The sequence below is a fragment of the Mycobacterium sp. NGS61 genome, assembly GCF_059812325.1.
In genome coordinates, this window is sequence record NZ_JCALCL010000002.1 from 312286 (window position 1) to 324435 (window position 12150).

Here is a 12150-nt window from a genome sequence, read left to right on the forward strand (position 1 = left end):
CATGCAGGCCCCCATCGAGACCTCGCCGCTGGCCTGGCTGGCGGCGGTGGAAACGCAGCGCCGCGCGGCCGGGCTGCGTCGCTCGCTGCGTCCCCGCCCCGCGGTGGGCACCGAGCTCGATCTGGCTTCCAACGACTACCTCGGACTGTCCCAGCACCCGGCGGTCATCGACGGGGGCGTGCAGGCGTTGCGAATATGGGGTGCCGGTGCGACGGGATCCCGCCTGGTCACCGGGGACACCGAATTGCACGCGCAGTTCGAGACCGAGCTCGCTGAGTACGTCGGCGCAGCTGCTGGATTGGTGTTCTCCTCGGGGTACACCGCCAACCTGGGAGCCGTGGTCAGCTTGTCCGGCCCGGGGACATTGCTGGTCTCCGACGCCTACTCGCACGCCTCCCTGGTGGACGCCTGCCGGTTGTCGCGGGCGCGCGTGGTGGTCACGCCCAGTCGCGACGTCGCGGCGGTGGATGCAGCGCTGGGGTCGCGCACCGAGGAACGCGCTGTCGTCGTCACCGACTCGGTGTTCAGCGCCGACGGGGCACTGGCCCCGCTGCGCGAGCTGCACGCGGTGTGCCGGCGGAACCAGGCGCTGCTGATCGTCGACGAGGCCCATGGGCTCGGCGTGCGGGGCGGGGGCCGCGGGCTGGTGCACGAGGTCGGACTGGCCGGTTCGCCCGACGTCGTGGTGACCACGACGTTGTCCAAGGCACTCGGCAGCCAGGGTGGGGTGGTGCTCGGTCCGGCCGAGGTGCGCGCACACCTGATCGATGCGGCGCGTCCGTTCATCTTCGACACCGGCCTGGCGCCGGCAGCGGTGGGTGCTGCGTTGGCGGCATTGCGACTCCTCAAGACGGAAACCTGGCGACCAGACGCAGTGCTTGCTCATGCAGCAGAGCTGGCCCGGGTCTGCGCTGTCCAGCAGGTCCCGCAGTCGGCTGTGGTGTCGGTGATCCTGGGCGATCCGGAGGTGGCGGTGGCCGCGGCGGCGGCGTGCCTGGACGCCGGGGTCAAGGTGGGCTGCTTCCGGCCGCCGACGGTGCCGGCCGGCACGTCGCGACTGCGACTGACCGCCCGGGCGTCGCTGAGCGTCGAGGAATTGGAGTTGGCGCGGCGCGTGCTCGCCGATGTGCTGCAGGCGCGCGCTTGACCGTTCTGGTCGTCACCGGGACCGACACGGGTGTCGGGAAAACGGTTGCCACCGCCGCCCTGGCGTCGCACGCCCGCCAGGCCGGTATCGATGTCGCGGTGTGCAAGCCCGCCCAGACCGGCATCCGCGACGGTGACGACGACCTCGCGGAGATCCGCAGGCTGTCCGGGGTGACCGAACTTGCCGGGCTGGCGCGCTACGAGTTGCCGATGTCACCGATGGCCGCGGCCCAGCAGGCGGGTCTGCAGTTGCCCACCCGTGACCAGGTGCTGCGTCTGATCCGCGACCTGGACCGCCCCGGACGTCTGACCCTGGTCGAAGGCGCCGGTGGACTGCTCGTTGAACTCGCAGCCGGTGGCGTCACCCTGCGCGACCTCGCCGTCGATCTGTGCGCCGCGGTCCTGGTCGTGGTCCGCGCCGGTCTGGGCACCCTAAACCACACCGCATTGACGTTGGAAGCGCTTGCGGCACAGCATATTTCGTGCGCTGGTCTGGTGATCGGCAGCTGGTCGGCGCAACCGGGGCTGGTGGAAACAACCAATCGGGAAGCGCTGAACCAACTGGCTACTGTTCGCGCGGTGCTGCCCGCCGGAGCCGCGTCGCGCGCCGACTTCGCCGCCATCAGCACTACCGCGTTCGATGCCGCATGGGTACGAAATCTGTTGCGCTGATGGCCCATTCGATCGAGCTGCTGTTCGACCCCGACACCGAGGACGTCCTCCGCAGGATGTGGGACGACCTGGCGGCCTCGAGCGTCGACGTCCGCATCCCGCCGGGCCGTCCGCATGTCACCGTGGTGGTCGCCGAACGCATCGACCCCATCGTCGACGAACTGTTGCGACCCGTCGCGCGGCGGTTGCCGTTGCGCTGCTTGATCGGTGCGCCGGTGTTGTTCGGCCGGGACCCGGTGGTGCTGACCCGGCTGGTGGTGCCCAGCCGGGAGCTGCTGCGGCTGCATGCCGAGGTGCACCGGTTGTGCAACGCGCACCTGATCCCGATGCCCAACAGCCTGCCTGGACAGTGGACCGCGCACGTCACGTTGGCCCGCCGGGTCGGTAGCGCCCAACTGGGGCAGGCGCTGCCCCTGGTGACCCGGCCACCGCAGCTGGTCGGTCAGTTCGCCGCGCTACGCCGCTGGGACGGCGACCAGCGGGTCGACTACCTGCTCGGTTAGCGGACCGTCCGCGATCGTGGGGCTCCTGCGTCAGGCGTACTCGTCCCGAAGCCGGGTATCCGCCAGGCAGGTGGTACGGCAGTCCGGAATGTCAGGACCACTCAGCCCTCGGCGGTCCTGAAACCGGCTGCCGGGGGCGCTCCAGGCGACGTTCTACGACGCGGATTAGGGTTTTTGGTATGGCCGGAGAAGCTGCGCAGGATCTCGCGTCGCTTCTCGGCGACCTGGCGGTCCACATGCAGGGTCAGACCGACGTCGGTGAGACCCTTGCCGCGATCGTCGAGGGCGCGGTCGCGCTGGTGCCGGGCACTCGGTGGGCCGGGATTTCACTCATCGAGGCAGGCGCGGTGCGCGCTGAAGTTCCGACCGATCCACGGGTCGCCGAACTGGACGAGATGCAGACCGCACTGAATGAAGGACCGTGCCTGGACGCGCTACGAGAGCACCACACAGTGCTCGTCGACGATTTGAGCAGCGAGAAACGGTGGCCGCGCTACGCCCGGGCGGCACGGGACCGGGGCATGGGTAGCGTCCTGTCGTTCCAGCTGTTCGTCAACCAGCAGAACCTGGGCGCGCTCAATCTGTACGCCGCCGAAGCCGGAGTGTTCGGCGAAGATTCGGTCCACATAGGACTCGTGCTGGCCCAGCATGCCTCGATAGCGCTCGCCGGCTCCGCCGCCGCCACCCACTTCGACGCGGCCTTGACCACCCGTGACATCATCGGCCAAGCCAAAGGCATCATCATGCAGCGGATGAATCTCACTGGCCTGCAGGCATTCAACTTACTCATCAAGACGTCGCAGCGCGGAAACATCAAACTCATCGAGATAGCGCGGTGGATCGTCGAACAGCACGAGGCGGGACTGGACCGTCCGTCCTGAGGCGTCCGCGGCAGCGGCATGATCGTGACAGCGATCGCGCGTTACGCCTGCGCGCACGCCTGTTCCACTCTGGCGCGCCGATTCTCGATGGCGCGGCCCAGCTCCTGCTGCAGCACCGGCCTGCCCATCACGAATTGAGCGAGATGCTCGCGATCTAGTTGCAGCGCGGTCACTTCGCCGATCGCCCGTGCGTCGGCCAGATTGGGCTGACGGGTCAGCGCGGTCGCACCGAGGAACGAACCTTCGTCCATGGTGCCGATCACCACGGGCGATCCGTCGTCGGCGACCGCGGTCAACCGCACGCTGCCCTCGATAAGGAACGTCATGCTCGACGGCACCCGATCAGCGTGTTCGACGATCTCGTCGGCCGCGTACCGCACGATCCTGCCGTACGTGCCCAACGCCTGCCGGTCGTTCTGGGTCAGGCGCAACGCAGGTGCCACCACCGTGCGCAACGCCCAGTCGACCCTTTCCGGCGTCGAATAGTCGTCGTCCTGTTCGTCGAGGCGCAACCCCTCGCGGCGGGCGGCGTACCACAACCAGCGCAGAAAGGTGGCTTGCGCTGCGGAGTCGTCGGCCGGTGAGCGCAATCCGATGGTGACGCGGTACTGGCCGGTGCCGATGGGCAGGGCGGTGCTGTCGAAGTCGGTCCGGCGCTGCGGCAGCGCATCGGCGGTCCGGGTCAGCAGCGCGCACACCCGTTCCGGCGGGTCGGCCGCCGCGAACGCGGCGGTGATGACCAGCATGTGAGCACCGGCCGGCCGGCTCAAATTGGTGAACGACGTCGTGGCCAGCACCGAGTTCGGAGTGATCTGCAGTCCCTGGCCGGTCTGGATGTGCACGGAACGCCAGTTTGCCTCGATGATGCGCCCGCGCGCGGCCGGGGTGTCCAGCCAGTCACCGATGCGGAACGGCTGTTCGAACAACATGAACAGACCCGACACGATCTGGCCGACGGAATTCTGCAGCATCAGGCCGATGACCACCGACGTCACGCCCAGCGCGGTGAAGATACCGCCGACGCGCACTCCCCAGACGTAGGAAAGGATGACCGCCAGCCCCACGCCGATCAGCAGGAATCGGGTCACGTCCAGGAAGATGTCCGGCACCCGCCTGCGCCACGACCCCTGCGGGGCCCCCTCGAACACGGTCGCGCTGAGCCCGGAGAGCAGCAGCACCAGCAGTACGAAGCCGAAGACCGTGGCCAGCAGTCGAACCGAGGGGACGTCGGCGGGCAGCTTCGCGACCTGGACCAGCAGCACCAACAGTGCCCCCAGCGGCACCAGGTAGCTGCGCAGCAGCAACACCGGCCGGGCCAGTGGGCTGGCGCCGCGGACCAGGCTGTGGTGCCACTCGGTCAGTGCGATCAGCAGCAGCGGAAGACCGACCACCAGTGCGGTGGCCCACCAGAGGAATGACGTGTCAGTGCTGGTCATCAGAGTCCTCCGACAATTTCCAGATCTGCACGTCCCGGCCGCCGACGCTGACCACGCCGGCTTCGGTGAACTGCCGGATGTCGCGCATCGCCTCGTACACCTGAGAGGTCACGTAGATCCCCGACCGTGTGGTGCTGCCACGCACGCTGTGGGCCAGATTGACCGCCGCGCCCCACATGTCGTAGACGATGCTGGACCGCCCGACCAGCCCGCTGATGACGTGACCGGTGTTGATGCCGGCGCGCAGCGACACGTGGTAACCGGTCTTGCTGTTGAACCGCTCGATGATGGCCTGCATCTCCACCGCGAACTCGACGGTGCGGTGCACGCTGTCCAGTCGCGGGAAATTCAGTCCGCAACTGGCCAGGTAACCGTTGTGCAGTGTTCGAATCGGTTCCACGCCAAGCGCTTCCGCTGCTGCATCGAGCTCCTGGATGAGGTCGTCGACGATGCCGACCAATTCGTTTCCGGACAGGTGGTTGGAAACTTCGTCCAGTCCGACGAAGTCGGCGAAGATGACAGTGACGTCCTGATGTTCCTGCGCGATGGTCTGTTCGCCCTCGCGGTATCGCTGGGCAACCGGCTCGGGCATCAGCGACCCCAGCAACCGGTCGTTCTCCTTGCGCTGCTCCGAGAGCAGCTCTTCCTTGATCTGCAGGTTGTGGCTCATGTCGTTGAAAGCCTCGGTCAGTTCGCCGATCTCGTCGCGTGATGTCACCGGTATGGCGACGTCGTAGTTGCCTGCGCTGATCTGATGGGTTCCGGCCTGCAACCGCCGGATGGGTCTCACGAAGATCTGGGCTACCAGCAGTGCCCCCACGCATATCACGAAAACCATTGCCGCAGTAGCGATTACGATTGTCTTGGTGAGCGAGAGGAACCGGGCGTTAGCTTCGGAGGTCTCTCGCGACGCGAGTATCGTCCAGTGCAGGTCGGAATTCGGCAGCGAGAGCGGGGCGTACGCGACCAGTTCGCGCCGGCCCAGATAATCTCTGTCAATCATGGTGCCGGTGTCGCCGCGCTGCGCGGCACGCACCGCGTCGGTCGCCACCGGCTGAACCAGTGTCGTTCCGCGCCAACGCATCGCCTCTTCGATGGTGTCGGGCCGCGTGCCTGCCGCTATCGCCTCGGTCTGGTACTGCTGCGGGTCTTCCAGGAACAACCGCGAGTCCGAGCGCATCAGGCTGTCCGGGCCGGCGAGGTAGGTTTCACCGGTCTTGCCCATTCCGGCGGCCAGCCAGTTGCGGTCGGCGGTCATGATGCGGTTCACCTTGGCGATCGGGAGCGGCAGCGCCAGCACCCCCGCGGCCTTACCGGGCGTTCCGATCGGCGCCACCAGCCATGCGACGGGTTGGCCGAGTTGCGCCGCATAGGGTTGAAAGTCGGTGATCCACACGAAATTCGATGAGTTCGCACCCATCGCCCGCTCGAAGGCGCCGCGCAGATTGGACTGACGGTACGGGCCGGTGGCGATGTTGCTGCCGAGCGAGGGATTCTTGCGCACGCTATAGACGACATTGCCGCGCGCGTCGAGCAACAATGCATCCCGGTACTCGAAGCGGGTTGCGATTTCGCGGAAGTACTCGTTGAAGCGGGCGTTGGCCGCCGACCAGGCGCTGCCGTCGCCGGCGTCGTCGAGCGCTGAGGCATTCGGCGCCACCGTGTAATGGGCCTGCAGGTACCGCTGTGCGTTGCTGGCGGGCAGCAGGGCATCGAGGTCCAGTTTGGTGCCGGTCGCGCTTTCGACCGGCTTGATCACCCGATCGTTGTAGTAGGTGACCAGTGCCTGCTGCTGTGCGGGATCCACGGGTGCGTTCGCGAGTTGGTCGAAACCCGCGGTGAACGCCTGAACCGCCTCCAGTGCCGTCGTCCCGCGGCTGTAGATCACCAGCGAATTGGCCAGATCGGAGAACAGCGTCTCCACGGCTCGCTTCTGCGACTCGCGCAACTGTGTCATCCGGTCCGAGGCCGACGGTAACAGCGCGTTGCGCGCGGCGATGTATCCGACCACCCCGATCACGCCCAACGACATCAAGCTGGCGACCAGCAACATCGCCATCACCTTGGATTGCAGACTGAACCACGACGCGACGTGCGGGCGCCGCCATCGTCGGCCGGTCGGGGGCGGGTCGCCCGCAGCAATCTCTTCGGTCGAACTCGGCGAGGTCAATGAGGTTCCTTTCCCTTGCCGCTCACCCTCTCAACCACCAAACAGCAAATACAAGCCCATGAAGGTGTAACCAACCATGACCAGCATCATGGTGAGCTGACCGGTGAGCTGGTGGTCTTTGGGGAGCAGACGTAACGCTTTGTCGTGCGCTGCGATGACCGCCACGATGTGACCCGTGACCACGCACGCCACCTTGATCGTCGACAGCACCGCCGGATGCATCGACAACACGTAAGCGACGTGCTGGTCGGCCAGCCCGAACGGATTCCAGCCGCGTCCCAGCGGATCGGCGAGCGCGATGACGGCCTGCTGTCCACGCTCCACCAGGTAAGTGAGGTAGTGCGCAAAGATATAGCCCACCACGATCGGGATCAACGAGTGCGCCAGCTGCCCGGGCAACTCGCGGCGCTGCCCGGCGTCCACCCCGCCGGTCGCGCGTGCCGCCAGCGAAAAGGTAAGCGCGACAATCGAAATGAAGATGATCAACCCGGCTGTCCGCAGCGCGGAGGAGGTCAGCGTCTCCGGCACGCCGTGCATACCGCGGGCGATGCCGTCCGCGAAATTCCGCCAGGCCGGCGCCGCCGAGAAACTGTCGAAGGCGGTGGAGCCGAGCAACACCGACAGCACCATCACCACTCCCGGGCGCACCGGCAGTGACGGCAGGTGGTCGAACGGGTTGCCGATCACGATCTTGCCGGTTTCGGTGTTGCGCCAGAACGGGCACAGTCGCGACACCGCCATGCTGTACACGCCGAACGGGTCGGCCCGGGCCAGGAAGCGCTGCCCGCACAGCCACGCCCCGACGAACAGCACCACCGCATAGATCAGCAACCATGTCTTCACCGCGGTCAACGAAGCTGGATCCGGGCTCGCCAGTTCCATCCAGACGAATGCGAACAACCCGATCGCGGCCGGACGGTACCCCCAGCTCTCCGGATAAGCCAGTCGGGTTCGACGCAGGCGCTCCGGCAGGCAGCGTCGCACCAGCAGATACACCGTGCGCACCGGGGAGACAACTCGCCAGACCGGGCCGAAGGACAGCGACAGCGCGACCAACCCGACCCACAGCAACACATAGAACGCCCCGAGCAGGCCGTTGGCCTGCGTCTGCGGACCCCACAGCCCGGAGGCCAGCACCCAGCAGGCGAACAGCAACGCCAGACCGGCAGCCACCCACCGGGTGATGCGGGCATCGACCACGGCGGTCACCGCATCCGGTAACGGACGACCCGGTTTGGCCGGATCGAACCGCGGCCGCTTCCAGGCCAGCGCGACCAGGGCGAAGGTGAACGTCAGCGCCCAGGCCGCGCCGATGAGGGCGAACGTGTACGGAACCGGGAGATCGTTGGACCCGCCGAGGCCGTGCGCGAGCACCGACGCCGAGCGGCTGTCGGTCACGGTTGGACTTGGATGGTCGCGATCGTCTTGTGCAGGTGGTGTGACTCCACGTCGACGCTGCCGGGCACGTCAACGCTGAACTGGAACGTCTGGTTCGGCGCGGCCGCGACCTGGAACCTGTGGTCGGGGACCGAGTGGACGTGCAGCTCGTCGGTGGCGTCACTGGTGACGTGCAGGGTGATCTGCTGCTTGACCTTGGCCTGCAGGGTGGCGTTGGTCGGGGAGATCTGTCCGTTGGCGATGGTCACGTTGAGTTCCAGCGCCGCCGGGGCGGAATTGCTCGTCGAATTGCCACCGCAGGCGATCAGCGCCGACATGAGCAACCCCGCCCACGCCGCGGCGAGGGCACGCTTGACTGTCATCGAGCTATGCCGCTTCAGGAAGGGGGTGCTTTTCCTCTTCCGGCTGCCGGGGCTTGGTGGTCTCGTTGTTGATCCGGCCGGCGCCCCACGTCAGCGCCGTGATCACCATCAGGGTGAAGATCAGCACCAGGATCGAGCCTCCGGTGAACAGCCATTCGGGCGCGTTCGGGTCGCGTTCGCGCTGCAGGATGGTGTTCTCCAGGACGAACGGCCGGGTGATGACCGGCTGGGCGGGCACCTCCGGTGCAGGAATCGCCTCGTCGGCCGGTTCATAAATCGGCACCGCGGTCATGGTGTAGCCGTCATGCACGCGCAACAGCGTCTTCCACGAACCCCATACCGGGATGGGTTTGGTGGTGCGGTAGTGCCCGGGACCCACCTTCTCGAGCCGGTTGATGACCAGACCGCGGTCGTTGACCATTTTTCCCTGCCACGATGTGGTCGACAGCCAATAGGGCTCGTCCTGGATCAGGTCCGGCGGGTTGATCAGCACGTCCGCCGAAACCATCCGTTTGCCGGGTTCGCCGGGCAGGTCGGTGAGCGTGATGGTCGCGGTGTTCTGGCTCGGGATGACGATGTGCAACCCGTTGGCCACCGCCACTCCGATGACCAGAACCGTGGCGGCGACGAATCCGATGCCGATGGCACGGCCGGGCAGTTTCTGCCCGGTCAGCACCATTCCGGTCATCGCTCCGCAGACGCCCATCAGCACCGCGACCGGCACTGCCATCGCCAGGGCCTCGCCCCACATGCTGACCGGCCACGGGTAGTGATAGACGGCGCCGATCCAGAGCGACTCCAGCCACAGGCCCACGGTGCCCACCAGCAGGCCGGTGACCGCGCCGAACACGATGGGACGCTTCAACAGCGGGGTGAGCGCCAGGATCTCGACCACCAGCGCGGGGCCGAGGTACAGCGGGAACCAGTTCAGTGGTGCGCCCAGGACGGGACCGACCGTGAAGGCCACCGCGCCGCGCAGCGCGATCGCGAACAGCGCTGCGATGATCGCCGCGCCCTTCCCCAGCGTCATGCGCGCCACGATCAGCGCGAGCGCCGCGACGCCGGCGATCATCATCGGTTGGAATACCAGGCGGAACTGCGGGACGCCGAAGTCGAACTCGATCTGATACACCGACAGGCCGATCAGCAGTCCACCGCAGGACAGGTAACGCAGGAACCGGACGAACGGCTTCTCCGGCGGCGCGTCGGGCAGCGCCCGCCCGCCTTCGTACTCGAGCATGAGCACGGAGAACAGGGACAGGCCCGCCCCACCGATCATCATCAGGTGGGTGGGACCCCACAGAGTGACGTCCTGGCCGAAGATGCGGTGCCAGATGTCGTCAAGCGGAAAACCGAACAAGGCGTACATGCCACAACCGGCCATCAAGATGCCGCCGACGGGGGCGTGCCAGTGTTCGGTGATCCGCACCGGGGCGGGACCGGGCTTGTCGAACGGGAGCGCGATCGCGGTCATGCCGGCCAGGAAGATGCCGAACAACCCGATAATGATGAAGTAGTGCGCCGGGTTTGCCAGCGGACCGGGGTCGCGACCTTCACCGATGTGCCAGCTGACGTCCCAGATGAAGCCGAACAGCGCGCAGATGATGGACGTGGTGTATACCAACACCGGCAGTGCCACCCAGGCCGGACGCTTGAACTTGACGCCGAGCCAGTTGGCGAACTTGTCCAGCCAACTGATCCGGTGGGTGCGATGAGCCCAACCAATACCCAGCATGATCAGCGTGATCACCAGTGCGGCAACTGACAGGCCGATGACCTGATTCAGTTCCGCACCGCGTGCTGCCGGCGCCTCCGCCACAACTGCCATTTCCATCGCGATCGCCTCCCGTTTTGCGCCGCTGATTAGGACGAATCTTTAATGCCCCATTGCAACACTGGTCAATCCTGCTTTTCGCTCGAGCTTCGCCGGTTCCGCATTGCGATATACAACACCACGCCTACGACAATCAACGCAGGAGTCAGTGCCGGAATCGCCAGCCAGACCCCGTGGTCAGCCAGGTAGATGACGTTTTCGTCGGTCATAGTGGTTCTCTACCCTGCCGGATGGACTTGTATCCCGGCAACTGTGTCAGTGCGGCACTGCGAGCCCGCTCCGGGTCCGCCGGGGCCGGGACCGTTAACCTAGCCTGAACATCTTTCGATTCGGGCCGCCGCGGCCGGAACGCGCGCGGGCCCGATCAAGAAGCAGGGGAGTACCTGGTGACCCAAGCGCCAATTCGACCGTCTACCGAGGCCGGCCTGGATCGCGACGCCGACGCGGACATCCTGGCCGTCGCCCGCCGGCAGGTGCTGGAGGGCGGTGCGGGGCTCAGCAAGGACCAGGTGCTGCAGGTGCTGCAGTTGCCCGATGACCGGCTCGAGGAGCTGCTGGCCCTGGCTCACGAGGTGCGGATGCGCTGGTGTGGTCCCGAGGTCGAGGTGGAGGGCATCATCAGCCTCAAGACCGGCGGCTGCCCGGAGGACTGCCACTTCTGTTCCCAGTCGGGTTTGTTCAAGTCGCCGGTGCGCAGTGCTTGGCTGGACATCCCCAGCCTGGTGGAGGCCGCCAAGCAGACCGCGAAGTCCGGGGCCACCGAATTCTGCATCGTGGCCGCGGTGCGCGGACCCGACGAGCGGTTGCTCGCCCAGGTCGCAGCCGGCATCGAGGCGATTCGTAACGAGGTGGAGATTCAGATCGCCTGCTCGCTGGGCATGTTGACGGCCAAGCAGGTGGATCGGTTGGCGGCGATGGGGGTGCACCGTTACAACCACAACCTCGAGACCGCACGGTCGTTCTTCACCAATGTCGTCACCACCCACACCTGGGAAGAGCGCTGGCAGACGCTGTCGATGGTGCGCGACGCCGGCATGGAGGTGTGCTGCGGCGGGATCTTGGGCATGGGCGAAACGCTGGAACAACGCGCCGAGTTCGCCGCCGACCTGGCCGAGTTGAACCCCGACGAGGTGCCGCTGAACTTCCTCAATCCGCGGCCCGGCACGCCGTTCGGTGACCTGGAAGTGTTGCCGGCCAGCGAAGCGCTCAAGGCGGTCGGTGCGTTCCGGCTGGCGTTGCCGCGCACGATGCTCCGGTTCGCCGGCGGCCGCGAGATCACTCTGGGCGACCTCGGCGCCAAGCAGGGCATCCTGGGCGGGATCAATGCGGTGATCGTCGGCAACTACCTGACCACGCTCGGCCGGCCCGCTGAAGCCGACCTCGAGTTGCTCAACGACCTGCAGATGCCGCTCAAGGCGCTCAACGCAAGTCTGTAATGGGCCGCGATCTGCCGGACCCGGTGGGGGCGGGCGTCTACAACGTCTATACCGGTGTGCAAGCCGGCACCGCGGTGCCCACCGCAGCCGAACTGGGCCTGGAACCGCCCCGGTTCTGCGCCGCGTGCGGGCGGCGGATGATCGTGCAGGTTCGGCCCGACGGTTGGTGGGCCAAGTGTTCGCGGCACGGACTGGTGGATTCTGCCGACCTGGACGTGCAGCGCTGACAGCTCACATGGCTCTGGCTGTGCCGGCGCAGCCGTGGGCCGGCGTCACCGACGCACTGTGGCCCGCAATCGGTGGCGTCGTCGA

The 12150-nt window shown here is 66.7% G+C and carries 12 protein-coding genes; 6 read left to right on the forward strand and 6 right to left on the reverse strand.

Going from position 1 to position 12150, the window contains the following annotated elements; genetic code table 11:
* Window position 1: 1 nt before the first annotated feature.
* From AC5Y3Z_RS06100 to AC5Y3Z_RS06115, 4 genes are all read left to right on the forward strand, one after another.
* Window positions 2–1147, forward strand: coding sequence for an 8-amino-7-oxononanoate synthase (locus tag AC5Y3Z_RS06100; RefSeq protein WP_463825179.1), 1146 nt, complete (start codon window positions 2–4; stop codon window positions 1145–1147).
* Complete coding sequence (gene bioD / locus AC5Y3Z_RS06105) at window positions 1144–1818, forward strand: dethiobiotin synthase (protein ID WP_463825180.1); 675 nt, start codon at window positions 1144–1146, stop codon at window positions 1816–1818. Before AC5Y3Z_RS06100 ends, bioD begins: the two co-directional genes overlap by 4 nt.
* Window positions 1818–2321 (forward strand): 2'-5' RNA ligase family protein, encoded by a 504-nt coding sequence (locus tag AC5Y3Z_RS06110; protein WP_473139654.1) that lies wholly within the window; start codon window positions 1818–1820, stop codon window positions 2319–2321. The genes bioD and AC5Y3Z_RS06110 overlap by 1 nt, the downstream gene beginning before the upstream one ends.
* A gap of 179 nt (window positions 2322–2500) precedes the next feature.
* Window positions 2501–3202, forward strand: a complete 702-nt coding sequence (locus AC5Y3Z_RS06115; protein ID WP_463825182.1) for a GAF and ANTAR domain-containing protein — start codon at window positions 2501–2503, stop codon at window positions 3200–3202.
* Between the two features lie 41 nt (window positions 3203–3243).
* Here the strand turns inward: AC5Y3Z_RS06115 and AC5Y3Z_RS06120 are convergent, their stop codons facing one another.
* The 6 genes from AC5Y3Z_RS06120 to AC5Y3Z_RS06145 form a co-directional block, all read right to left on the reverse strand.
* The gene (locus AC5Y3Z_RS06120) at window positions 3244–4638 is read right to left on the reverse strand and encodes a mechanosensitive ion channel domain-containing protein (protein WP_463825183.1); all 1395 of its coding nucleotides are present in this window, start codon (window positions 4636–4638) and stop codon (window positions 3244–3246) included.
* Complete coding sequence (locus AC5Y3Z_RS06125; RefSeq protein WP_463825184.1) at window positions 4625–6808, reverse strand: adenylate/guanylate cyclase domain-containing protein; 2184 nt, start codon at window positions 6806–6808, stop codon at window positions 4625–4627. The genes AC5Y3Z_RS06120 and AC5Y3Z_RS06125 overlap by 14 nt, the downstream gene beginning before the upstream one ends.
* Window positions 6809–6838: 30 nt before the next feature.
* On the reverse strand, window positions 6839–8206 hold the full coding sequence (locus AC5Y3Z_RS06130; RefSeq protein WP_463825185.1) for a hypothetical protein: 1368 nt from the start codon (window positions 8204–8206) through the stop codon (window positions 6839–6841).
* Window positions 8203–8568, reverse strand: a complete 366-nt coding sequence (locus AC5Y3Z_RS06135) for a hypothetical protein (RefSeq protein WP_463825186.1) — start codon at window positions 8566–8568, stop codon at window positions 8203–8205. Before AC5Y3Z_RS06135 ends, AC5Y3Z_RS06130 begins: the two co-directional genes overlap by 4 nt.
* 4 nt (window positions 8569–8572) lie before the next feature.
* Window positions 8573–10402, reverse strand: coding sequence for a hypothetical protein (locus AC5Y3Z_RS06140; RefSeq protein ID WP_463825187.1), 1830 nt, complete (start codon window positions 10400–10402; stop codon window positions 8573–8575).
* Window positions 10403–10467: 65 nt separating this feature from the next.
* Window positions 10468–10611, reverse strand: a complete 144-nt coding sequence (locus AC5Y3Z_RS06145) for a hypothetical protein (protein WP_463825188.1) — start codon at window positions 10609–10611, stop codon at window positions 10468–10470.
* A 177-nt stretch (window positions 10612–10788) separates the two neighbouring features.
* On the opposite strand from AC5Y3Z_RS06145, the gene bioB reads away from it, so the two are divergent.
* On the forward strand, window positions 10789–11838 hold the full coding sequence (gene bioB / locus AC5Y3Z_RS06150; RefSeq protein WP_463825189.1) for a biotin synthase BioB: 1050 nt from the start codon (window positions 10789–10791) through the stop codon (window positions 11836–11838).
* Window positions 11838–12065, forward strand: coding sequence for a biotin synthase auxiliary protein BsaP (gene bsaP / locus AC5Y3Z_RS06155; protein WP_463825190.1), 228 nt, complete (start codon window positions 11838–11840; stop codon window positions 12063–12065). The genes bioB and bsaP overlap by 1 nt, the downstream gene beginning before the upstream one ends.
* The last annotated feature ends 85 nt before the right edge of the window (window positions 12066–12150 follow it).

What these genes read in the sequence shown, in the direction of transcription:
- bsaP (WP_463825190.1), top strand. Translation starts at nt 11,838, where the DNA reads ATGGGCCGCGATCTGCCGGACCCGGTGGGGGCGGGCGTCTACAACGTC.
- AC5Y3Z_RS06115 (WP_463825182.1), top strand. Translation starts at nt 2,501, where the DNA reads ATGGCCGGAGAAGCTGCGCAGGATCTCGCGTCGCTTCTCGGCGACCTG.
- AC5Y3Z_RS06120 (WP_463825183.1), bottom strand. Translation starts at nt 4,638, where the DNA reads ATGACCAGCACTGACACGTCATTCCTCTGGTGGGCCACCGCACTGGTG.
- AC5Y3Z_RS06140 (WP_463825187.1), bottom strand. Translation starts at nt 10,402, where the DNA reads ATGGAAATGGCAGTTGTGGCGGAGGCGCCGGCAGCACGCGGTGCGGAA.
- AC5Y3Z_RS06100 (WP_463825179.1), top strand. Translation starts at nt 2, where the DNA reads ATGCAGGCCCCCATCGAGACCTCGCCGCTGGCCTGGCTGGCGGCGGTG.
- AC5Y3Z_RS06135 (WP_463825186.1), bottom strand. Translation starts at nt 8,568, where the DNA reads ATGACAGTCAAGCGTGCCCTCGCCGCGGCGTGGGCGGGGTTGCTCATG.
- AC5Y3Z_RS06110 (WP_473139654.1), top strand. Translation starts at nt 1,818, where the DNA reads ATGGCCCATTCGATCGAGCTGCTGTTCGACCCCGACACCGAGGACGTC.
- AC5Y3Z_RS06145 (WP_463825188.1), bottom strand. Translation starts at nt 10,611, where the DNA reads ATGACCGACGAAAACGTCATCTACCTGGCTGACCACGGGGTCTGGCTG.